This window comes from Telmatobacter bradus (genome assembly GCF_048629425.1).
Taxonomy (GTDB): Bacteria; Acidobacteriota; Terriglobia; order Terriglobales; family Acidobacteriaceae; genus Telmatobacter; species Telmatobacter bradus.
Map to the genome: position 1 here is coordinate 3202714 of NZ_CP184532.1, position 22935 is coordinate 3225648.

The 22935-nt window shown below is 54.1% G+C and carries 20 protein-coding genes; 11 read left to right on the top strand and 9 right to left on the bottom strand.

The genetic code is table 11. The features are described from left to right. Nucleotides 1-405 precede the first annotated feature (405 nt). On the top strand, nt 406-753 hold the full coding sequence (locus tag ACOBR2_RS13210) for a hypothetical protein (protein WP_420236581.1): 348 nt from the start codon (nt 406-408) through the stop codon (nt 751-753). 346 nt (nt 754-1099) lie between these two features. Here ACOBR2_RS13210 and ACOBR2_RS13215 read toward each other — a convergent pair whose 3' ends face one another. After that, nucleotides 1100-2404: an alkaline phosphatase family protein gene (locus ACOBR2_RS13215; protein ID WP_420236582.1), complete on the bottom strand. Its 1305-nt coding sequence runs from the start codon at nt 2402-2404 to the stop codon at nt 1100-1102. Between the two features lie 158 nt (nt 2405-2562). Next, the gene (locus tag ACOBR2_RS13220) at nt 2563-5991 is read right to left on the bottom strand and encodes a carboxypeptidase regulatory-like domain-containing protein (protein ID WP_420236583.1); all 3429 of its coding nucleotides are present in this window, start codon (nt 5989-5991) and stop codon (nt 2563-2565) included. 284 nt (nt 5992-6275) lie between these two features. Here ACOBR2_RS13220 and ACOBR2_RS13225 point away from each other — a divergent pair, with 284 nt between their 5' ends. Both ACOBR2_RS13225 and ACOBR2_RS13230 read left to right on the top strand, forming a co-directional pair. After that, nucleotides 6276-7817: a hypothetical protein gene (locus ACOBR2_RS13225; protein ID WP_420236584.1), complete on the top strand. Its 1542-nt coding sequence runs from the start codon at nt 6276-6278 to the stop codon at nt 7815-7817. A 202-nt stretch (nt 7818-8019) separates the two neighbouring features. Beyond that, the gene (locus tag ACOBR2_RS13230; RefSeq protein WP_420236585.1) at nt 8020-8325 is read left to right on the top strand and encodes a hypothetical protein; all 306 of its coding nucleotides are present in this window, start codon (nt 8020-8022) and stop codon (nt 8323-8325) included. 1 nt (nt 8326) lies between these two features. On the opposite strand, the gene ACOBR2_RS13235 is transcribed toward ACOBR2_RS13230, so the two are convergent. Both ACOBR2_RS13235 and ACOBR2_RS13240 read right to left on the bottom strand, forming a co-directional pair. Next, nucleotides 8327-8746 (bottom strand): tautomerase family protein, encoded by a 420-nt coding sequence (locus ACOBR2_RS13235; RefSeq protein ID WP_420236586.1) that lies wholly within the window; start codon nt 8744-8746, stop codon nt 8327-8329. Between the two features lie 3 nt (nt 8747-8749). Next, complete coding sequence (locus ACOBR2_RS13240; RefSeq protein WP_420236587.1) at nt 8750-9754, bottom strand: LLM class flavin-dependent oxidoreductase; 1005 nt, start codon at nt 9752-9754, stop codon at nt 8750-8752. 243 nt (nt 9755-9997) lie between these two features. Here ACOBR2_RS13240 and ACOBR2_RS13245 point away from each other — a divergent pair, with 243 nt between their 5' ends. Next, entirely contained in the window at nt 9998-10402 is a 405-nt protein-coding gene (locus tag ACOBR2_RS13245) for a flavin reductase (RefSeq protein ID WP_420236588.1), read from the top strand. Between the two features lie 185 nt (nt 10403-10587). Here ACOBR2_RS13245 and ACOBR2_RS13250 read toward each other — a convergent pair whose 3' ends face one another. Next, nucleotides 10588-11340 carry an SDR family oxidoreductase gene (locus ACOBR2_RS13250; protein ID WP_420236589.1) on the bottom strand — a complete coding sequence of 251 codons (753 nt, stop codon included), beginning with the start codon at nt 11338-11340 and terminating at the stop codon, nt 10588-10590. A 173-nt stretch (nt 11341-11513) separates the two neighbouring features. Here ACOBR2_RS13250 and ACOBR2_RS13255 point away from each other — a divergent pair, with 173 nt between their 5' ends. After that, nucleotides 11514-11849 carry an ArsR/SmtB family transcription factor gene (locus ACOBR2_RS13255; protein ID WP_420236590.1) on the top strand — a complete coding sequence of 112 codons (336 nt, stop codon included), beginning with the start codon at nt 11514-11516 and terminating at the stop codon, nt 11847-11849. Between the two features lie 245 nt (nt 11850-12094). Here the strand turns inward: ACOBR2_RS13255 and ACOBR2_RS13260 are convergent, their stop codons facing one another. Both ACOBR2_RS13260 and ACOBR2_RS13265 read right to left on the bottom strand, forming a co-directional pair. Continuing rightward, the gene (locus ACOBR2_RS13260; protein ID WP_420236591.1) at nt 12095-13018 is read right to left on the bottom strand and encodes an alpha/beta hydrolase; all 924 of its coding nucleotides are present in this window, start codon (nt 13016-13018) and stop codon (nt 12095-12097) included. Nucleotides 13019-13916: 898 nt separating this feature from the next. Next, nucleotides 13917-15203 (bottom strand): glycoside hydrolase family 28 protein, encoded by a 1287-nt coding sequence (locus ACOBR2_RS13265; protein ID WP_420236592.1) that lies wholly within the window; start codon nt 15201-15203, stop codon nt 13917-13919. A 522-nt stretch (nt 15204-15725) separates the two neighbouring features. Here ACOBR2_RS13265 and ACOBR2_RS13270 point away from each other — a divergent pair. The 4 genes from ACOBR2_RS13270 (at nt 15726) to ACOBR2_RS13285 (ending at nt 17882) form a co-directional block, all read left to right on the top strand. Next, entirely contained in the window at nt 15726-15860 is a 135-nt protein-coding gene (locus ACOBR2_RS13270) for a hypothetical protein (protein WP_420236593.1), read from the top strand. 13 nt (nt 15861-15873) lie between these two features. After that, on the top strand, nt 15874-16629 hold the full coding sequence (locus ACOBR2_RS13275) for a hypothetical protein (protein WP_420236594.1): 756 nt from the start codon (nt 15874-15876) through the stop codon (nt 16627-16629). Between the two features lie 505 nt (nt 16630-17134). Beyond that, nucleotides 17135-17581, top strand: a complete 447-nt coding sequence (locus tag ACOBR2_RS13280; protein ID WP_420236595.1) for a hypothetical protein — start codon at nt 17135-17137, stop codon at nt 17579-17581. A gap of 91 nt (nt 17582-17672) precedes the next feature. Beyond that, nucleotides 17673-17882: a helix-turn-helix domain-containing protein gene (locus ACOBR2_RS13285; RefSeq protein WP_420236596.1), complete on the top strand. Its 210-nt coding sequence runs from the start codon at nt 17673-17675 to the stop codon at nt 17880-17882. A 148-nt stretch (nt 17883-18030) separates the two neighbouring features. On the opposite strand, the gene ACOBR2_RS13290 is transcribed toward ACOBR2_RS13285, so the two are convergent. After that, nucleotides 18031-19428 carry an IS1182 family transposase gene (locus ACOBR2_RS13290; protein WP_420236173.1) on the bottom strand — a complete coding sequence of 466 codons (1398 nt, stop codon included), beginning with the start codon at nt 19426-19428 and terminating at the stop codon, nt 18031-18033. A 142-nt stretch (nt 19429-19570) separates the two neighbouring features. On the opposite strand from ACOBR2_RS13290, the gene ACOBR2_RS13295 reads away from it, so the two are divergent. Next, nucleotides 19571-20092, top strand: coding sequence for a hypothetical protein (locus ACOBR2_RS13295; RefSeq protein WP_420236597.1), 522 nt, complete (start codon nt 19571-19573; stop codon nt 20090-20092). 77 nt (nt 20093-20169) lie between these two features. Here the strand turns inward: ACOBR2_RS13295 and ACOBR2_RS13300 are convergent, their stop codons facing one another. Further along, nucleotides 20170-21117: a carbohydrate kinase family protein gene (locus ACOBR2_RS13300; RefSeq protein ID WP_420236598.1), complete on the bottom strand. Its 948-nt coding sequence runs from the start codon at nt 21115-21117 to the stop codon at nt 20170-20172. Between the two features lie 115 nt (nt 21118-21232). Between ACOBR2_RS13300 and lysA the strand changes: the two genes are divergently transcribed. Beyond that, entirely contained in the window at nt 21233-22516 is a 1284-nt protein-coding gene (gene lysA / locus ACOBR2_RS13305; protein WP_420236599.1) for a diaminopimelate decarboxylase, read from the top strand. Nucleotides 22517-22935: the final 419 nt, after the last annotated feature.

Below are 22935 nucleotides of genomic sequence, written 5' to 3' on the forward strand. Positions count from 1 at the left end.
CACAGCATGGATTTTATCTGCAAAAAATAATTTCCATATTCACATCAACACAATGGGGGTCTAAAAATGTCCTGTTTTCGTGCTGTAGTTATCGATATCGGTAACGTTAATATTACAAAAAAGGACTCTTTTTAGCACGTCGACGAAGTTTCAGGCTTTTCCCTCATTTTCCCCTTCTGAACGCAGAAGTCCTTCCGTTCTCCCCTTTTTCAGAATCAAAACTCATCCTCTCTATGCTCCCAAAATCCGGTAAAGCTTCAAATCGCCCCGTCGATAACGACGGCAGGGTTCAACCGCCTTCCCCCCGGTGAACTGCTGGGCGACATAGGTGGCACGAATCTGACGCTTGACTGGGCATCGGCTGACTACAAATTCAACGATCTGTCAGGGGTGCGTTTTGGCAAGGTGAAAACACCCGATGCGCTGTTCAACGAAGTGCAGGACATCGATCCCGCCTACCAATGGGCCCTTTCCGGAACATCCAGCAATCTGAAGGAGGGCGCGCATGTCACTCCGGTTCTTCTCAAGGGAGGTCCGGCGCATGAGGATTTTTTGCGCGCCTTCATCGGCAAGAGCGATACGGTCTTCCGCGCCTGCTGGCGCAGTCTGGTCTTTTCCGGACAGGCCAGCATGCCGCGCAATCTTGACTCGGATGCAGCTGTAGTGGAATACGTTGCGCACAATGCAGGTACCATCGGCTACATCAGCAAAACTTCACCCCATGAAGGAGTCAACGTGTTGCCTGTCAGGTGATCTGGCCTGTTCAAAGACGCAAAAATCAGCACCTGCGTCATGTTCTTCTGGCGATGCTCGGCGGAGACTCTCTGCTTTTGCTGATGCTGCTTTCGGCACGCGCCACACACCAACGCATATAGCAACATCCCTCTTCACTTTTCCGGCTGCGCACTGAACGGCCACCGGCCAACGGCCGGTGGCTTCGGCCATGCGGCCGATTACACAACGTTGAAGTCATCGTCTGGAGCGGGAGTTTTGTGCTCCTCCATCTTTGAGAGAAGAAATTTGACAACGATCCTGCATTCTCATTGCCTCCTCCCTGCTTGCATGGGATCGTCTCCGCCACGGGTGCAAATTCTAGAAATTACCGGAGGATTTTCTCAAGTGCGGGCTCCTGGGCCTCCGGTAATTGCAAGCCTAGAATCGCTGCGATGGTGGGCGCTACCTGCAAGTTCAGAATGGCGTTCAGATGCGTGCCGGGACGGATGGCTGCTCCGGAAGCTACGAAAAGAGCCTGCATCTCAGGCATCGTATTGAGCGCACCGTGCTGACCTTCAGGCTCGTGCAACAGATGTGCCACCGGGCCATCGGTATTCTCTCCGAAGGCGTACCCTGGCGCAGCGGTGAGATACAGTTGCGGAGCCTGGTCGGAGTCCGCTTCTGCCGGTAAGCCGATTGCACGCGCCTCGGCGTTTGTGTATACATGAGCAATTCCCGGCATTGCAGAGAAATAAGTTTTTAGCTGTGGAACAAGTTTTGCGCGCAGCGTTTCATCACGAATGAACATTTCTGCCGCGCCCCCCTCAGCAACTGCCCACACGCTGCCGACCCTATGACTGCCCTCGTTATGGAGTAGCCCTTGTTGTGCCAGAGCAGCATTGGGTTCGATGACCTGCGTAAAGGGGGCAAAGCCGTGATCGGAAACAATAAAGAAAGTTGTGCGATCGAGAATGCCCATCGCGCGCGCGGCATCGACCACGCGCTTGACGCATGCATCGGCATAGGCATAGGCCACATAGGCCGGATTGCTGTAGGGTGCGCTCCCGTGCTGGATGGTATCAGTATCAAGCAAATGCAGAAGCAGCAGGTTCGGCGTATGGTTGCGAAGTATGTCGATCGCGGCATCCGTCCAGATTTGGTCACGCCAAGCCGGATTGCTGTCCTCCGCAAAGGAGGCGATCTGTTCGCGGGTGACCTCTCCGCCGGCAGCAAGCTCCTGGGCGATAGCGCCATCCGGATCGGGGTTTTCTCCAAACTCCCAATCAACGCCCTTCGCGCCGTAGATGGCCACCCAGTCTACCTGCGCGGTCGTCAGTCCTTTTTCTTTTGCCGCCTCGTAGAGCGTACGCGCATGGACAAGCTCATCTTTGGCGACCCATGGTTTTATCTCAGGTTCGCTGCCGTCGGTGGGAAAGGTGATGAGCCCGTTGGCCATCACATGATGATGGCTTGCATCCACGCCTGTAATCAGCGTCGTATGATTGGGCCACGTAACGGTTGGATTGATGGGCCGCATGGCATCGGCTACGGCACCGGAGGCAGCGAGTGCACGCAGAGTTGGCATGGGAAGCTTTGGGTCCCTGAGTGCCTGGGCGGGCAGACCATCCAGGCTGATGACAATAACAATGGGCTTGGAACTCGCTGAACCGGAAGCTGCCCGCGCAACCATACTGAGGCAGAAAAGACCGCCTAAAAAAATGGATTTGAGTACAAGGCGAAATAGATTTTTCAAGGGATGAATTCTCTTTTCTGGAGCAATTTGAGAAGAAAAATGATGCCGGCGAGGCAGTTACTCCGTCGTCGGCATCCTAACTCAACCAACAATTTTCAGAACAACAGTTTAAGCGCGAATTGCAACTGGCGCGGATCGGCCGCGGTTGAAGTAATGGCGCCGAAATCCGTGTCGGTGACCGTGGTATCCGGAGAACTGAAATTTGCGTGATTCAAGATGTTGAATGCCTCGGCACGAAAATCCACCTTCACCTTCTCTGTGGGATGAAACTCCTTGAAGACAGATAAATCGGTATCGGTGTATCCCGGAGCACGCAGGTTATCGTAGTAAGCCGGTCCATTACCGAGGGAGAAGGACGATGGCTGACTAAAATCGTTTGTGTTGAAGTAGTTATTGAGACGGCTGGCAACGCGCCCGTGTAGCGTTGCATTCTGGCCGTTGGTATCGGCATAAAGGTTTTGAAAGTTGAAGCTGGAGAGATCGTTGTTGGCATTGATCTGCAGAGGATTGCCACCTTGCAGGGTCGTGATGCCATTCAATTGCCATCCGCCCATCAAAGCATCCTCCCACCGGGAAATATTGCCGCCGAAGATCTGCCCGCGTCCAAAAGGAAGCTGGTAGATATAGCTGGCGACAAAGCGCTGCCGGATGTCCTGATAGCTGATGGCATAATCTGCCATCGGGCGAAAGCTATCCTGATGGTCACTGTTATTGTCATAATTTCTGGACCATACATAGTTACCCTGCACCTGCAGTCCGTGTGCTATGCGCTTGCTGAAGCTTACCTGCAAGCCGTCATACTGCGAGTTCCCGCCAGAGTAGCGTAGCGGTTCCATACTGGTGTACTGCGGAAACTTCAGCAGCAATTGCGCGCGCGATATGGTCGATGTTGCGCCGAGTGTGGTGTTGGTTGCGAGAACTCCGTAGAAAGGATTGGAGACGGTATCGTTCAGCGCGGAACCGAGTGCGAGGTCCGCGGTCGGAAGTTGATCGAAGTCCAAGCCGCCCTCATAACTCTGCAGAAGTTGCCTTCCACGGTTGCCAACATAGGCGATATCGAAGGTGATCTGTCCTGGCAGGCTTTGCTGAACATCCAGGCCCCATTGGTACATGTAGGGGGTAGGTGAATTCTGGTAGACGCCTTCGATCTGACCTCCGGCACCGGTAGCGAGTCCGCCCGATGCTCCGGGAGCTGCCGAAAAGCCATTTGGGAAAGGGTTGTCGAGCGTATTGAGAGGTGTGATGCCGTCTACCGAACTATCCCATGTGTTCTGCACGCGGAAGCCATACGGCCCGACAGTTCCGGCAGCGGCCTGATTCGAAGCGCCATAGACGATTGCTGCACCGCCATGGACAACCGTCGTAGGATGCACGGCCCAGGAGAAGCCGACGCGAGGAGCAACGTTGTTGGCATCGATGTGGTATTGATAGCGGCTGCGGCCATCAACACCAGCAAAAACCAGACCGCCCGTCAGTCCGCTTATTTCGGTTGCGTAAGGCGAAGCGACCTTGGGGTCGAAATAGTTCATGCGGTTATAGCGTTCCGTACGCGGCAGGTCAATGTCATAACGAACGCCAAGATTCAGCGTGAGCTTTGGCGTGATGCGCCAGTCATCTTGCGCATAGCCAGCGTAGTAGAAGCTTTGCGTGGCAACGTTCTTGTAGTTCTGAATCATGTCACCAGAGCCCATGCCGACCAGCATTGAGGCTAGGCCATTGCCGGCATAGGAACTGGAGGTGTCCGGATCCGGTCCCTGCGTCCAGTCCGTGCTGAAGCTGAATGCGCCGGAGCTATCGTTGCTCTCGTGGTCATTGACGCGAATCATGCGGCTGTCAAAGCCGAACTTGAATGTATGCTCGCCATAGACCCATGTATAAGATCCGAGCAAGCTGTAAGTCATGAAGGCGTTGTGGCGGTTTCCCTCATTGCCCAGCGACTCAAAACCACTTGGCGCAAAATAAGGAAAGATGTCAACACCGCCGTATTGATTAATGCTGCTGGGCAAGCCAAGCGTGGATGCCTTAAAACCGAGGCTTGTGTTGTAGTACTCGTACAGCGTGCGGGCAAAGCCGAGGCGGAGGTCAACGATCTTGTTGGCGCTCGGAGTTGCCGTATAGCCCAGCGTAACGCCGCGAGAGAAGTCCTGCGCATCGATCAGCCCCTCGGCTACAGCATCCGCGGAGGGAAAGAGTGGATTGGGATTGCTGCCGTAATAGCGATTGGAATAGCGGCCGAAAACCTTTTGCTGCGGACTAAGCATGTGGTCAAGACGGAGATCCCACGCAAGCGTCTCTTTCACGGTGCTGCCGCTCTTGTAGTAGTTATTGGCATGCGTCACCGAATTACCAGTTACATTGGGTTCGGGATAATACTTGACAGCATTCTGCGCTACGGTGCTCAGGTACTTCGAAGGAATCTTGTTTACCGTACCATCGTCGCCCACGAATTGGTCGCGGATGTAACCCGATCCGGAAGAGTTTTCGCGGGTTGAAAAAGGGTTGTAAATCTTGATGAGCGTACCGTCCGAAGCGTAGGTCTGCGAGAAATCGCCCGCGCGCTCCAGATCCGTCGGGACGGTTGCCGTGAGCGACTGGAAGGAATTTTGAAAGAGCAATTCGGTAGAGATGAAGAAAAATGTTTTGTCTTTGTAGATGGGACCGCCCAGCGTGCCACCGTACTGGTTGCGATGGAATGCAGGCAGAGGTGATCCTTCCTGATTGGAGAAGTAATCATTGGCGTCCAGCGCATTGTTGCGGATGAACTCAAAGGCTGTGCCGTGGAACTGATTGGTGCCGCTCTTGTAGACGACGTTCAGCACACCGTCGAGCGTGCGGCCGAACTCAGCCTGATAGTCCTGGGCCAACATGCGGAACTCTCCGATGGCATCGACGGACGGAAAGATACCTACGCCTTGGTAGCCGTTGACGGTGGGGAAACCTGCTGGCGTACCATCGACGAGGATGTCTCCATACTCGTTGTCTCCTCCGTTGATTGAATATGAGACCGCATTATAATCGTTGCCGATGGAGCCAGAATAACCAGGGATTAATTCCAGCAGAGCATAGGATTCACGGGTATTGAGGGGAAGGTTGGCGATGGCGGCGCCATTGACCTCGCTGGTGGAAGCCGAGGAAGTTGTATCGAGTTCCGAAACGTCGGCACGTACCTCAACATTCTGCTGTACCTGTCCGATATTGAGAGTCACATCCTGGGTTCCATGCTGGTTCAGATCCAGATGAATGCCGGTTTGTTCGTAGCTCTGAAAGCCTGACGCTTCGATCTTGAGGGTATACATACCAGGCTTCAAGTTGATGAGTTCGTACTCGCCCCTGGCATTGGATATGCTCCGCGTATGGGCGTTCGTAGCAGTTTCCGTGGCAACTACCCAAGCGCCACTGATGCTTGCACCTGAGGCGTCGTGAACAGTTCCAGTCAAACTACCGCCCGTCGTCTGAGCAAAGCCAAGCGCCGAAGACAGTAGCAGAAAAAGAGAAAGAAAGACTCGAATTCTTCGAAATGGCATAGAGGATACCCCCTTAAGAAGTTGAAAGTTTGCCGTCTTCGTCTGACCCGTTCGGTCACCGTAATCGCAGCGCGATAGAGAATAGACGAATCCCGGCAAATCTGATGACGCTGCCTTTTGCTTACCCCACGGTCGCTTCGCTGCCGTGCGGATCCCCTCGTTGTGGGAACTGCCAAGACTGTAAGGCTTGATAAAGCGAAGGGCTCCGCTGTTTCACCGTAAAACCTGAAGATGAAAAACAAGTTGTTTGCTTCTAGGATGTTGCCGTATTTTCACGAGACGGTTTGCAACGGTTGCAAGAGACGTTGTTTACCCTGTGTTCATATGGATTCGCTACGAATGTAGATACTGTGTTTTTTCCTGGCTCAACAATGCACAATGCGCGGGAAAGCGATCTACAGGATCCGCGCTGGGAACTTGTGCAGCGCATCGTCAATTCGCCCACCTTCATCCGCTCCGAGCAACAGTCGAAGCTGCTTTCCTATGTCTGCCGCATGGCGATCTTCGAGCAGTTCGATCAGATCAACGAGCAGAGTATCGGTGTTGCCGTATTCGGCCGTTCTCCCGATTACGATTCGGCGGCCGACAGCATCGTGCGCTCACACGCCACGCGCCTACGTCAAAAATTAGAGCTATATTTTCGCGGTCTGGGTCAAAACGAGCCGCTGCGAATCGATATTCCACGCGGCGGTTATGTTCCGCGCTTCTATACAGCGGTCAGTGCCGCGGTTGCATCTCGGGAACAGGACATAGCGGGCGTAGTTCCAGAAAAAACAGCGCCGGCGAAAGATTTCACCGATTCTCAAGCTGGTTTGTCAGTAGAAACAGAAGACGCTGTCGAGGAAAACAGACACGGGTTCCATTTCTGGCTAACCAGGTCCGGAGTTGAGCAAAAGCCCGATCTGCGCAAAGTGGTCGTGCTTTCTGCGCTGGTTACGCTGCTCTTGGTTGCCCTTCTGGTTCTTGTAGTCTGGCATTTGCACCAGGATGCCGAACTGGCAGCAGGTTCGTCCGGTACCCGCCAAACCCTGATGGAACGTCGCTTCTGGAAAACACTGTTTCCTGCAAACAGTAAAACGATCCTTGTTCCTGGTGACGCCGGCCTGCTTCTTTTCGAAACCTATACCAATCACGAAGTATCCTTGCAGGACTACATTGATGGCACCTACCGTTCTTCCGAGTATCTTAAAAACCTGACCTCAGAGATTCCTTCCTGGTGGACCACTGATGTGGCACAGCGCCGCTATACCAGCATCTCAGATGCAGAAATAGCTGAAAGCCTGAGCCACTTACCCGAGTGGCAGGCAGCGCATGCCAGCACGGTTTTCGCGCAGGATTTAAAGCTTGAAGATGCGGAAAACTCCAATCTGATTCTACTTGGCTCGCGACAATCCAATCCGTGGATTGCTCTTGTAGAACCTCCACTCAACTTTGTTCTCGTCCCCGATGGTGCGCGCGGTTTTCAGTATCTGAATCGTGATCCTCTTCCCGGAGAAAGCAAGATTTACGGTTACCGGGCGGAATCCGGAGACTCTGGAGGGGACGATATTTATGCCGACATTGCCTATTTCCCGAATCCAGAAGGAAGGGGGATGGTACTGATCCTTTCCGGCATGTGGACGTCTGGCACACAGGCTGCGGGTAAGTTTGTGCTCGACAGTCCCAGGTTTACCGCATGGCTTCAGTCGATTGCGCGCCCAGACGGCACGATTCCACCTTTTGAAGCGCTGCTAGCTACCAAAGTTATTCAGGGAAATGCCACTGCCACCCGGATCGCGGTGAAGCGCGTGCGCGGAGAACAAGGATCAACGAGGATGCACGATTGATGCTGATCTGGCATTGAGCTTATGAAATCAGCGCCCGCTGGAAGTATCTGAAGACGAGCCATATTAAGCCAATAATTTAGAAAAATCCCAATCTCATCATGGAGCACTTAAGTTCGAGTCCTACCTGAGAGCCAAATTATCAGATAGCCACTGACCCCGTTCTATACCAACTGGGCCAATACATTCCGCTGGTATCGAAGACATGCAATCCGCGATCGACTATCTTCGCAATCCCGTTCATGCTGCCCAGTGGAATTTCGTAAACCTTGCACCGCAACTTGCCACAAGACCTTTGCTGATTCTTACCTCGGATGACGGCTTGTCCGCGCCCAACGATGCTCTTGTCGCGGCCGTCGGTAAGTCTGAGAAGCATACAGTAAAGGCAATTCACTTCCCGACGGACCATGCCTATTCCGACCACCGTATTGCACTGCAAGAGGCTGTTCTCGATTTCTTTGCCTCCAGAGAGGGTGTGGCGTTATCTGAAGATCGCGCGGAAAGCCTTTAATTCATCCTTCCGCGGGTAGCTTTACCCAACTGGGCGGATTCAAGACATATTGTGCCTCTCCTTTTCCGAAGGACCAATCAGTGATTGAGTTCTCTGTAAGCGCGATCATTACATCGTCCGGAGCAAAGCCCACAGCTTTCCGCAGCCGCTCCGCAATCCGTGCGTAGAGCGCTTGCTTTTGTTCGACTGCCCGTCCTTTGCTGAGAAAAATCTGCACCAGTACAAATCGTTCCGTTCGCCGCATTCCCATGTATTTGGGATCGATGAACAGCTCATTGGAATCATGCGCAGTGACGATGATGAAACGGTCGCCTTCAGGAATTCCGATCGTCTCACGCATCGCCTGGTAAACTTCGTTGGCGATTTGCGCACGTTGTGCTGGCGGTGTGGCTTGATAAACCTCAATACGAACCAGTGGCATCGCCTATCCTCCTTTTGTACCGGCAGCACTCGCCACGCGTCGATACGATTCAATTCTATCCGTATGCTCATAGGTATCGGTGACGACGATCAATTCATCCGCGCCAGTTTCTTGGACCAGCCTTTCCATTCCGGCCTTCACGGTTGCTTCCGATCCAACAATGGCCTCGCTCAATCGACTTTGCACGGCTTCGCGTTCACCGCTGCGCCAGAGTGTTTGCATGGAATCGACCGGCGGCAACAACTCTACGGGCTGGCCTCGAATGAGGCGCAAAAAACGCTGCTGCGGCGTTGTAAAAAGCCGCTGCGCAATCGCATCGGTCTCCGCTGCAATCACCACTACAGCTACCATCAAATGCGGCTTCCGCAGAACGTCACTGGGCTGAAAATGAGTATGGTAGAGTTCAGCGGCGGCATGGAGATACTGCGGTGCAAAGTGCGCAGCAAAGGCGAAGGAAAGCCCTAATTCAGCGGCTAACCGCGCACTGAATACGCTTGAACCCAGCAATGTAATTGGCACATGACTGCCCTGGCCCGGAATTGCCTTGACGACCTGTCCTGTTTTTTCCTCTCCCAGATAGCTTTGCAGTTCCTCTAGCAGCGCAGGAAAATCATCTCCATCCTGATGCGAGTCGCGCCGCAACGCATGCATCGTTTGAATATCTCCGCCCGGAGCGCGGCCCAATCCCAAATCGATTCGTCCTGGGTAGAGCGCCTCCAGCGTCCCAAACTCTTCAGCAACCACCAGTGGCGCATGATTGGGCAGCATAACTCCACCACTTCCCACGCGAATCGTCTGCGTTGCACCGGCAATATGCCCGATCAGCACGGGCGTGGCGGAGCAAGCCAGCCCGGCAATGGAATGATGTTCGGCCAGCCAATAGCGTCTGTAGTCCAACTGCTCAACCGTTTGCGCCAAATCTACCGATCGGGCAATCGCGCTGCCTGTCGACTCACCTGCTTGAAGGCCCACCAAATCCAGCACCGAAACCGAGAGTCCGCTCTTCATGATTTATTGGATGATCCGCAGAGAAACGGGATGCAAACCTCCCGCAAATAGCCTTCCAACGCTGGCTGGGCATAAACGACTCAGTTCTGCTTGAACAGGCGATACAAGGAAGCAGTATGATTCCTTTCAGGGTAAATATTATGTTCACAGCAATAATTCGTATGAAGAAGGAGAGATTGATTCCATGCCATTTTCGATTGCAGACAAAGCAGTGACCAAGGCTTTCCAAAATATTGGCAATGAGTGGGCGCTTTGTCTTCTGGAGACGAGGAGCACTTCAATACGATGACAATCCGTTGGGATAGTCTCGGGTTCATCTGGCAGCGGCCCGTCATCACCGTGCTGGTTCGCCCGCAACGTTATACCCACGAATTCATGGATGAGTTCGAGAACTTCTCTGTCAGCTTCTACGACAGAAAATACAGAAATGCGCTCAATATTCTGGGAACCCAATCCGGACGCGATACCAACAAAATAGCTCTGTCGGGATTGACCCCGGCCTTTGTCGATGGCGTTCCCACCTTCAAGGACGCTTATCTGACGGTGATTGCTCACAGAATCTACCGAGGCCAAATGGAGAGCACGGGGTTTCTCATCCCGGCAGTGGATGAGGAATTCTATCCGAAACAGGATTACCACCATCCTTGACTGTAAGCCTAAAGAGCTCACTGTCGAAGATTAGTAATGAGAGGTTGGCATGGCGATGCGCCCCCCGGATCGAGGCCGTCACCAATGGTCCCCGTTGGAAATGGCGTTATATGGGTACGGCTCATCTCGTTGAGTTCAAGCTGCCTCAGTGGAGCATCCACTAAGGCAGCTTGCACTGATTCTCCCTAGAATCGTTGAGACAGCCCTCCATCGGCGTAAAGATCGATTCCGGTGCAGTAGGAACTATCGTCGGAAGCTAAGAAGAAGGCGGCATTTGCCATCTCTTCAGCGGTTCCAAGACGCCCAAGAACCGGAAGGCCAGCCATCTGTTCGCGCCCTGCCGCAGCTTCCTCCGCCGTCTTGAACTGTCCGTCAATGATGGGGGTATCGATCGGTCCGGGACTCAAATTATTCACTCGGATCTTCCGTCCCTTCAAGTCCGCCGCAAACGTTCTCGCAAAGGACCGCACCGCCGCTTTGGTCGCGGTGTATACGCTGGTAGCCGGCATTCCCATGCCGGAGACGGACGAACCGACCAGCACGATTGAGCCTCCATCCTTCAGAAGCGTCAGTGACTTCTGAACCGTGAAGAAGAGCCCTCTGGTGTTGATATCGAACATGCGGTCATAGACCTCAGGAGTGACAACCTCGAGGGGCAGGTTCTCAACGATTCCGGCATTTGCAACAACAATGTCCAACCTCCCCTTCGCGTCCCGGACTGCTTCGTACAACCGATCCAGGTCTTCCACCTTGCTCACATCGCCCTGCACGGCGATGACGTTGTTTCCAAGCGCGGCCTTGGCTCGATCAAGCTCCGTCTGCCTACGGCCGGTGATAAAGACGAAGGCGCCCTCCGCCAGAAACCGCTTAGCGATCGCCAGGCCGATACCCGTTGCTGCTCCGGTTACCACCGCAACTTTCCCATTCAGTTTCGACATGTGTTCTTCCTCTGCTTCGATCGAAGCCGTTCTCTCCATGGAGAGGCCGCAATCTCCCCTCCAATCTTTCGGGTTGGCTCAACTATACGATATATATCGACATGTCGTAAAGAGTTGCCAAGACCTGACCCTCTACGAAGGGAGATCGCGCACACAAGGGAAGGGGGATTACCATGGATGAAGCATCGAAACAAAGCGAGAGTCTCTTGTCCACCAAAAAATCCGCATCTCCAACTCGTTTGCCCCCGAAGCAGTTCGAGCGCGTATCCCGCGCTCTCGCCGAGCCTCGCCGAACCTTAATCCTGAAGCAGATTTCTGAGGCTGGTGGTGAGATCAACTGTGGCGATCTTGCCGCCCTGCATGAGATCGGTCATCAAACAATGTCGCACCACACCAAAGAACTGGAAAATGCGGGGCTGATCGAAATTCGACGGGAGGGCCGATTCGGGTACATCTCTCTGAAGCGGGATGTTCTACGAGCTTTTCTGGATGAACTCTCGGAGATTTAGGGACGGGCGGCCTGCGTCCGCGATGTAGTGAACCTTCGTATCGTTCTGAACTAACCGGCTTTTCCGTAGGCACCGAGAAGTCTTAGTGCAAGTCGCCTTGTGTCGACCAATCTATAGTCAGCTGCAGCCTACAACCTAACTCACTTATCCAACATGTCCTACGAACCAATATTGAAATAAATCCCCTGAAACGCTCCAGGCTCTGCGAACATCTATGACTAGGAATACCCCAAGGAGCGGGGAGGTTATTTCTGCGACGGAAGCCAGTTATGGATCCGCATCCAATTCTCCAACATACTGGGCCACACCGAAAGCGCCGGATAGCTTCCACCAAGCGCTGTGCCATGTGGTCCCTGTTCAAAGATATGCAACTCGGCCGGAACACCTGCCCTGGTTAGCGCTTGAAAGAACACGACTGTCGACAGTACTGGCACTGACTGATCGGATTGAGTCGCATAAAGAAAATATGGCGGAGAATCTTTTCTCACCTGTTGGCTCGGTGACATCTCCCGCACCACGTCGTTCGATGGATTTTCTCCGAGCAATCCTTTCATGGCATTTGGTTTCGCCACTCCCTGCTCGAGTGTCAAACCTCCATAAGAGCTGATTGCAAAATCCGGACGATCACTGAAGCGATCTACGGGATCGGCTATGTCAGTCTTTCCGGTGTCGAACCGCGTTCCTAGAACTCCTACCAGATGGCCTCCCGCGGAAAATCCCCAGACGCCGATTCTCTCCGGCGATACACCATACTCCTGGGCGTGCGCGCGCACCCATCGCACCGCGCGCTCACCATCGAGGATCGGAGCTGGGTAGAGGTATCTTGGTCCAAGGCGATAGGTCAACACAAACGCGCTGATACCGTGAACATTAAGCCACTCGGCGATGCGCGTTCCTTCCTTGTCATAGGCAAGATGCGTATATCCGCCGCCAGGACATACGATCACTGCAGTGTGCAGACCATCTTTCAGCTTCGCATCGGGTGACGCACCAAAGAACTCCAAATGTGGCTTGTCTTCCTCCGTATTTCCAATCGCGCCGGGTGCTTGTCCTTCCCATAGCGGAATGATTTGACCGTGGGGAACATCGTCCGCAGGCTGATGAACCGCTGGAAGCTGCGCAAACAATGAAGAAGCAAGCAGACTTAAGCCAAGCCACGCTACTTTCATAGTCACCTTTCCTGAAATCCGGTTGGACTGCCGCAGCGGAATCGAGAATTCCGCTCCTGGAGCGCAGTATCCAGTCATAACGATAGTTGAATGCACTGACATTTCGCTACCAGTATTGGTAAACACCCGGGACAGCAGCAATATTCTATTCTCTAACTCTACATGAGATTCCGGTTAGCTAAGACTTTTGGTTACCTATGGGATCTCGGTGAGAGCCTTGGCGGAGATATCGTCAACTACAGGGTGTGCGTCTCCTCTCCTGAATATTTTGGCAAATCACAATGCACACATTTGTGGGCGAACATTCTGTAATCCGAGAAGAACGCAAACCGCCTCCGAATGAAGAACTTGTTACCGCAGCGCGGACGCCGAAAGGCTGAAAACCTCATGAATGCAACCGCGAAGAACGCGATCCAGTAAATTGCGAACGGCTGTAAAAACCTATCGCTATGGAAAAGCTGCATTGTGACTACATAGAATACGGCGCACGCTGGTATATAGCCGAAAAACCCGAAGAAGAGAAGCTTCTTACGCCCTCGATAATCATGTCACTGCGTCACATACTCGCTCATGTTGCTTTCAGTGTACCCGCTACAATTAGCAGAAAATCTCGTCTGTTGACGCTAACCAAAGCACTCATTGAGTATGGGTTCTACCGAATTATTGGGATTACTTCCCTGAAAAGCCCCTGGCGCGGCGAACCATACCAAAGGTAGGTCACGAGATTCCAGTGGCGATGCCGACTTACAGTAAGTGGACTAATCGGAGTGAGAAAACCTGTCGCCGCAGCGCAGCCTATGGTCATGCTGCGACCGCGACAAGGCTACAGCCGGGCTGCTTTCGCAGCCCAGCTCTGCCATTGCCTGCAATTTATGTGTAAGGCCAGTATTGGATGGGACTAGATGGAGTAGGGCTTTCCGTTGACGATGACGTTTTCGAGCTTGAGGTCCGTGACGCCGGAGGTGTTGAGCTTGTCGTTCTTGATGGTTACGTCGAAATCCTTCAACAGGACGTTGCTGATTTCGGTCTGACCGGGATTCGGTTTAATGGAGACAAAAGAAGCGAATGTACCCTTAATGCCCACCATCTTCAAGTTTCGAACGATGGATTTGGGCGGCTCCATCCCCTGAAGATCGAAATACTGCGACCACGGAGCGATTCTGAGAATTGCGCTCGACGGGCCTTCGGAGGTGATGTTCCGGAAGGTAATGTTCTCGTAATGCTGAGGTGTGTCGGGCCGCAGCTTGAGGGTTGCGATGCGGACGTCTCCGGTAATCTTGCAATCTTCCGCGAGAACGTCGCGAACAATGGTGGCCTCACTGCCGCAGGTCAGAACGCCGCCGCCGCGCTTGAAGGTGCAGTTGCGGATGCGGATCTGCTCCACGGCCGGGCTGTCCTTGTCCTCCATGGCGTGTGGCCCCTTGGAGCCTTTGCAAGCGATGCAATCGTCGGTGACGGAGAAGAAGCAGCCATCGATGGTGACGTCGCGGGAGCTGTCGATGTCGATGCCGTCGGAGCTGGGGGCCTGCCTGTAATCGTCGGGCACCTGGAACCGGACGTTATGCACAAGAACGCCGTCATTGTTGTAGAGATGGCAGTTCCAGAACTGCGAATCCTTAAAGGTGATGCCTTCGATTTTGACGTTCTTCGAGCCTTCGATGAGCGCAAGCCGGGCGCGAGGCATGGCGGTATTCGCAAACCCCTTGTCTGCGGCGCGATTCTTCCAGAAAAGCTCCCAGATGGGCATGCCAGCTCCGTCAAGAATGCCATCCCCTGTGAGCTGGAATCCGTCACAGTTCTTCGCATTGATGAAGGCGGGAGTGAAGTTCTCCATGAAGTGACCTTCAATCCGGGTGCGTTGCGCGGGAAAGTTCGAGAGATCAGCGGAACACTTGAGCACAGCGCCTTCGGTAAGGCGCAGGTTGACCTTCGGTTTGAAGAAGAGAGCGCCGGAGACGAAGATGCCTTTGGGGACAACAACGGTGCCGCCGCCCTTGGCAGCAAGCTGATCGATAGCACTCTGGATAGCCTTGGTGTTGACCGTGAAACCGTCGGCGACCGCGCCTGACTTGGAAATGAGCAGTTCGCGAGTGGGAGCGGCGAAAGCCTTTGCGGCAAGCGGCCAGAGAGGAGCCGAGAGGATGAGAGAGTTGAAACGGCGGCGCGAGTAGCGTTCGATAAACATCGGCAGATCCTTAGAACAGAGAAGCTGGGCCGAGAGATCTCCAGTCCATCTTATGATGATCTGCTGTCGAGAGGCTTGTTGTCCAACACAAGCGCGAGCATGGCGGAAAATTTGAAATCGTGGCGAGGACAGCATGAAAAACCTACAAGAACGCAAAAAAAATAGCCCCCGCATTTTTCCCTATACGGAGGAAATCCACGGAGACGCTTTTGAACCGTAAGCCTTTTATTTTCTATTGGATGCCCCCCAGGGAGTCGAACCCCGATATGCCGCTCCAGAGGCGGCAGCCTTATTTGTATATGCATAATCATTATACATATCAATCAATGATAACAAAAGAGTTAACTTTTATTGGTTACCTTGTACTATTGGTAAATTTTTGCTATCGTTTCACCTTAGATAATCGCAGTTCATACTTTATGTCCCCAGAAAGTCCCCAGACTGGAGGGTTAATGCACCGTGTTTTCTGCGCAATTTCGGTTTACGCTCTCCCAGAGCGCCTCTGCGCTCTGGAGAAAATTAATGCGTACTGTAAAGATCGCCGTTCTCGCCTGCCTGCTCGTAGCCACGCTGGTTTCCGTTTCGAGCCACGCCAAATCTGTCGCCAGCGGAAACCCCACGCCACTTTGCCCAGCCGCCAAATGCATTATCCGGTGACGACGGAGTCCACATGCCTCAACTAACAGATTTTTCATGGTTTCTTTGGGGCACAGTCGCCGTAGCTCAGGCCGTCGCATGTGCAACTGTTTACAAGCGGCGGCATGAGCCCATATGGGGGTCCCTTTTCATGTTTCTCGCGTGGAACTGCGCTCTTACTTCTCTTTTGATCCTTATCGCGCTTTTCCCATCATCGCCAGATCATCGCGCCTATCTGTATTTCTATACGTTCTGGCCAGGGGAGAGCATTTCTTCAGTGGTAATGATCTCTGTTATTACCGGTATTGCGCAGGAGCAGTTTGGATACACCCCTCTCATCAAGAAATGTATTTTTATCGGAACCCCTGCGGCCTGCATTGGATTTGCGGCAGCCGCATACCCAAACCTGAGTTTTAACTATTCGGTGCCTGCGATAAGCCAGTCCGTAATCCTCTCATCCCGAGCCATTTGCTTAGGGTGGATAGGCGTTTCACTGATTTACGCAATCGCATCCGAAATTTTAGGACTACGGTTCAGGACACACTGCCACTGGATCGCACTCGGCCTCTCTATTTCACTGACATCTGAACTAATTCACTCTTTTTTGATTAAAGCCCTCCCCATCGTATCCCTTGATGTATTTAAGTCTGCCACCTATTTGGTTTCTTTGGCGATTTGGACTCGGGCTGCTCTGACTCCACAATCGACGATTGCATCGCCATCCCTTGGCGATCTGCGCCGAATCAAATCGTCAACCGAGATTTTTCTAAAGGCATTTACGGGGAAATAACATGACACTGAATTGCGTCATTCCTTGCACATTCGTCATCATTGGCATAGCTTGGATCATCACAAGCCGTCGCCGCTCAGCGCGCGATCTGGCATTCTTGCTCCGTCAGGCACACACAGAACTGGCCGACGGCCTATTCCCACTCGTGATCCAGAAAAACTGCCGGTCTTTCAATGACCAGGAACTTGCGCACACGATAGGAGGCGCTGCCGGCACCCTCAGGATCGCCCAGTCCGCGAGCGCTATTGCTACTATTGTACGTGCCTACTCCCTACAATGTCCGGAGTGCGCTGACGACCTCAAAGAGGTTCAGATCGCGTCTATTGCTGTACGCGTGATTGCGCTCTTTGTATGGGTAGAACTCGCCTTAACACGGGCGATCCCACATTGGCCACAAATGATCTCGTGGGCATTCGCGAGACAGTATTGTCTCATGACGGCAACGCTAGAAACTGTAATGACTACCTATAATGTCATCATATAAGATGACATGGAAGGATTTACGATGAACGAAACGACCACTTTCCTTACAGGTCAACGGTCTCGGCTAATGTCGAGACTCGTTGACTTGGCAGCATCCTACATGGATGCCATAGTTGCCGCAGAGTTTAAAGTAAAGGCTCAGGCAATTCTCGACGAAATCACTACTGTAGAGGTTGCGCTCAGATCCATTCAAAATAATCCATCCTCGATGCGCTATGCCAAATTCAGCCGCCATATCGACGCAATCGTTCAATTTCTGAAGGATGTCGGAGCCCCGATGGCAGAACAATCCATCATTGATGCCGTAATCGACGGAGGATTTCTCTCTGGAAACGAAAAAAATCCCCTCTACCTCTCCAAATCTATCGGGATATTTTTACGCGGAACGGGAAAATCAACAAATACCTTAAAACAAATTGGGGATCTGATCGGCTTATACGACTGGCCAGACGAGCTCTTTAAAGCTTAACCTCTTAAAATAGCCAGTACACATAGCACTGTTTCCTCTCGCGTGATAAATAGATCACACCACATCCCCCCTAAAACTCCATGCTTTAGACATGGAGATCGCTGAAGAAGTCGGCAAAAAAATAAGGCACCTCCGCACATCCAAACATATTTATCAGGCAGACCTCGCGGTAGAAGCCGACATCTCTCGCGAACATTTGTCCCGGGTAGAGTCGGGACACGTGGACGCAAACCTTGGCACTCTATACCGTATTGCTAAAGCCCTAGGCGTAACCATGGAACAGCTATTCGAAGGGCTCTAGGAGTCTGTCGCTCATAGCGTTTGCGATTTTTGCAGGAGATGTCGGCCTGGCTGCGCAGTACTGGATTTGTCTGTTGCTGTCAGTTTTTCTCTACCGCACCGTATCTTTGAGGCGCGACTCTGATTCGGATTCTGATCTTTCGTTGTTTTTACGCGTTTTGCAGTGCCCATCCGGAGCGAAAGAGCTTCAACAGATTGCTGACCGCGCACACCAGCCTCCACTCTCCGCTCACATTCTGTTTGCCGCGCATGCTGAAGCGACGAAAACCGCGGCACTCCTTGATTTGTCCAAAGACCGGTTCCACGATCGCCTTGCGTCTTTTGTAGACTGCGCGTCCGGCCTCGGTCTTCAACTTATGTTGCATTTGTTCTCGTGCCGTTGCATCTGACGGGGCTTCACCACAGGCTATCTCCGTTGGATCACTATGTTTGTCGCGGCCTGTGGCGATGTATAAGTCGATTTCAGCTACCGTTGCGTCGGTCACATTTGCTTCGCTGAAGTAGCCGGTATCAGCGCTGACTTTCTCGGGCTTTTGGGCAAGATTCTTTTCGATCTGTGCCACCATCGGCAGTAATTGTTTTTTGTCGTTCGTCTCCTGCGTAACCGCGGCGGCCACGATTACCTGCGCGATGGAATCGACCGCGATCTGCGCATTATAAGCCTGTAAAAAGCTGCCTTTATTGGCGCCATCCGGCATGATGCGGCTCTCCGGATCCGTGAAGTTGCGCTGATCCTTGTCTGCGGGTTTTGCCTTGTCCGGATCAGGGGGATTCGACTTGCGACCACGTTTCTTTTTGCCCGCGCGACGATCTTCTTCCTCGTCAGCCTGTTTCTTTTCTGCTTCAGCAAGTTTCTGCTCAGCCTTCTCGCGGGCCTCGTCTTCGAGTGCCTGCTTCGCTTCGCGAATCTTCTGCAACCGGCTCTCGCGTCGCTGTAACTCGTCGGGAAGTTCTTCGCCGTTCCGATCCTTGCCGTACTGCGCGTCCTCGTCGGCATCCGCTTTTTCCGCAGCAGCCAACAGAGCGTTGATTTCCTGCTTCAGGCGCGCCTCGCTCTCGGTCATGCGCTGGTAGCTCATCGCCTTGTGCTTGCTGGCGTTCGCCCTGATCTTTGTTCCATCGATCGACACATGACCCAGCTTAACCAGACCGGCTTTTGCGCACAGCAACAAGGCCTGCGTGAACAGTTCGGACAGCGCAGCCAGATGCCGTTTGCGAAACTCGGCCAGCGTGGCGTGGTCCGGATGCTGGTCGCCGGAAAGATAGCGAAATGCCACGTCTTCCCAGGTATGCTTCTCAAGCCTGCGTGAGCTGTAAACGCCCGTGGCATAACCGTACAAAAGAAGGCGAACCATCATCTCCGGAGCATAAGCCGACTGGCCGCGACCATCCTTCTCGCGATACGAAGCATAGATCGATTCAAGATCCAATGCCGAAACCACATCCACGACAAAACGAGCCAAATGGCCGTCAGGTAGCCAGTCGTGAAGGCTGGGTGGAAACAGAAGCGTCTGGTTGACCGTGTCTGGAAGGAAGTTCTGGCCCATAACAAAATCGTAATCTGCTGGGCCTGGTCTGGACCAGGACCTCGGGCAATTCTATGGGCGACAGACTCCTAGAGCGTGCTCCACACTGACAGCCTCCGGTCCCGGGTGTTTTACTGAATACGAAAGTTTTTCCGGAGAATTCATGCCGAACGAAATTAAGGATGCAAGCCGTCGCGGATTTTTGGTGGGAGCACCGGCTGCGGCCGTTGCCGGTCTGGCTCTAGCCGATGCGCTGAACGCAGTACCCGCCCGGGCGGAAGATGCCGTCGCGCCCTATCAGCTTTTTACCGCCGAAACCATTGCTGCCGACCTCAAGGCCCTGACGGCCACGCCGGGCAATACCAACCTCTTCGTGAACAAGGGCGCGCTCTCCATGCTCACCGTGGAAGGTGCCAAAAGCGCCAAGGAATATGAGTGGCATGAGCTGCGCGACCATATCTTCCTGATCCTGGATGGAGAAACCACCTACGAGGTAGGCGGCACACCCAAGGGTGGCCACAAGATCCGCGAGCATGAATGGCTGGCTCCCGAGGTGGAAGGCACCAAGACGCTCACCCTCAAAAAAGGCGACCTGCTTTCGATCCCGCGTGGGGTCCTGCACAAGCGCACCACCAAGAGCAACGTCACCTTCCTGCTGATCACCTCGATCGATTCGGGCAAGTAAATCATCTTTTGCACAAGTCATAAAAAATGGCCGACCTCTGCGCAGAGGTCGGCCATTTTCGTGCGTATTTTGCACGTTTATTTGCTACTGGAAAGATCTTCCGTCAGCTCGTAGCGCTCCACCGTGCGCATCATCTCCTCGACCTCAGCGACGGGGCGAATGCCGCCGCGCGCGCCCTGCTCCATGCAGTTGCGGGCCGCAGCCGCGCAGGAAAAGTCCAGTGTGCGTTCAAGCGGCCACCGCTGCGAAAGTCCGTAGATGAAGCCTGCGTGGAAGATGTCGCCCGCGCCCGTTGTGTCCACGGTGGGCACACGATAGGTAGCGCGCTGGACGTAGTTTTCGCCGTCATAGGCGAGCACCCCGTCCTGGCCAAGCGTAGCCGCGGTCAGCTTGCAGCCATAGCGCAGATGCATGCGCCGCAGGGCCGTTTCCAGATCGCGTTCCTTCATCAGGCGGCAGGGAAAATCGCGGCTCACGATTAGGTAGTCCACTAGCGCAATCAGATCGTCGACGCCGGGGTAAAGCTCGTCCAGATCGGCTATGACGGGAATACCGGCTTCATAGGCCCAGGTGGCGGCCAGGGTAGCGGCTTCGGTGTCAAAACCATCCACATGCAGCGCCCGTGCATTCACAATCCACTCGCGTTTGAGTTCCTCAGGCCGCAGGCCCATGCGCTCATGGCGCTGGCAGAGCACGGTACGCTCACCACCAGCATCCACAATGATGATCGACTGGGGGCTGGGGCAATCGTCCACCAGGAGCAGGTGGTCTTCTACGCCCACGTGTGCAAAGGCGTCGCGATGAATCCGGGCAGCGTCGTCCGAGCCCAGTTTTCCAACGTAACGCGTGGTCAGGCCCCATGTCTGGCAGGCAACAACCGTCGAGGCCGTCTGGCCGCCGGGCATAACTCTTGCCGCACTGTATTCCATCTTGGAGCCACGCTCCGGAAATACGGGCAAGCTGATCAGCGTATCGGTGGCATTGAGGCCAACTCCAACCAGATCCACCACTGGAGATTCTGTCATTGATTCCCTCACCTCTCATTGTAAAGGCCCCGATAAGCAGCATTACAGTGGCAACTTGCGGTAGGCTCAAAAGAGAGCCTTTTTGATCAAAAATCCTTTTGTGGAATCGAACCCAGTGACTCAGACCTCAGACTCCTCCTCGCGTCCCTTTCATTTGACCGAATCCGGCGACTCGCTGGCCTGCGGAGCCGTTGCGCTCGATGGCCTGGTGCGCCGCTACGGATCGCCCCTCTACGTCTACTCCGGCGACCAGATTGCCGAGCGTCTGGCCCTGTTTCAGCAGGCCTTCACGGGCCGCGACCATCTGGTCTGCTATGCGGTCAAGGCCAACTCGTCGCTGGCAATTCTCAAGCTGCTGGCCGAGCGTGGCGCGGGCTTCGATATTGTCTCCGGTGGCGAACTGCAGCGGGTGCTGGCGGCCGCGCCCGAGGCAGCGGGCCGCGTGGTCTTCTCTGGCGTGGGAAAAACCGCTGCCGAGATCGATCTGGCGCTCGACGCCGACATTCTGGAGTTCAACGTGGAGAGCGAGGCGGAGCTTGAACTGCTGGCCCAGCGCGCCCGCCGCAAGAAGAAGCGCGCCCGCTTTGCCCTGCGCGTGAATCCCGATGTTTTTGCCGAGACCCACCCCTACATTTCCACCGGCCTGAAGGAACACAAGTTCGGCGTGGATGTGCGCAAGGCCATCGAACTGTACAAACTGGCCGCCAAGAACAGGTGGCTGGAACCTTACAGCATCAGCGCCCACATCGGCTCGCAGATCCGCGCGGCAGCCCCGTTTGGCGCGGCCGTGGAACGCCTGATGCAGATCGTCGGCCAGCTCAAGCGCGCCGGCATCGAGCTCAAATCCATCGATGCGGGCGGCGGACTCGGCATTGAGTACGAGCAGAAGTCCTTCAGCGCCGTAGCCGCCGTCGATGATTACGCGAAGACCATCCAGAAGGCCCTCGGCAACTTCCCCGGCAAGCTCAGCCTCGAACCGGGCCGCTTCATTGTCGGTCAGGCCGGAGCGCTGGTGACACGCGTGGTTACGGTCAAGAAGAACGGCAAAAAGACCTTCGTCGTCGTCGATGCCGCCATGAACGACCTGATCCGCCCCGCGCTCTATGAGGCGCATCACGAGATTGTGCCGCTGAAGCCGCGTGCGGTCAGGCCCGTGAAAGTCGATGTGGTGGGCCCCATCTGCGAGTCGGGCGACTTCTTTGCCCATGATCGCAAGCTGGCTCCGTTGGAAGCGGGCGATCTGGTGGCGATTCTCGACTCCGGTGCCTATGGCATGGCCCAGAGCTCGAACTACAACACCCGCATGCGCCCGGCCGAGGTGCTGGTGGAAGGCAAGAAGGCCCGCCTGATCCGCCGCCGCGAGACCATCGAAGACCTGCTCGCCCCCGAGCGCGTCTAAACGCAGTCATTCCAGCATAAAAAACGAGCCACCCGCACTGGGTGGCTCGTTTTTTATGCATTTTCTTCTTGAGTCCCATAGGGAGTATGCGCCACCATACACTCGTGCAAAATTACCCCTCTTACGTGTGTGATTACGCAGGGGAAACGCTCCCCAACCGTATATTGCGCTGAGTAGAATCGCCTAAGCGTAGCGACCGGACAAAAGCACGTCCGGCATGCGGACACAAACAACGAAGGGATGTGCAGCCGCAGGGTGAACCTTCTGCCGTGAAGTAGCCTTAAATCTAATTTTCATCAATGATTTGGAGGTTTTTTCGCGTACCGGAGGAGAGTCGGGAAATGGAATTCTGAGAACGGGCCATACGATCTGAAAAGCTGCCATTATTGCAATAGACAATAGTTTTCTCATCGTATATG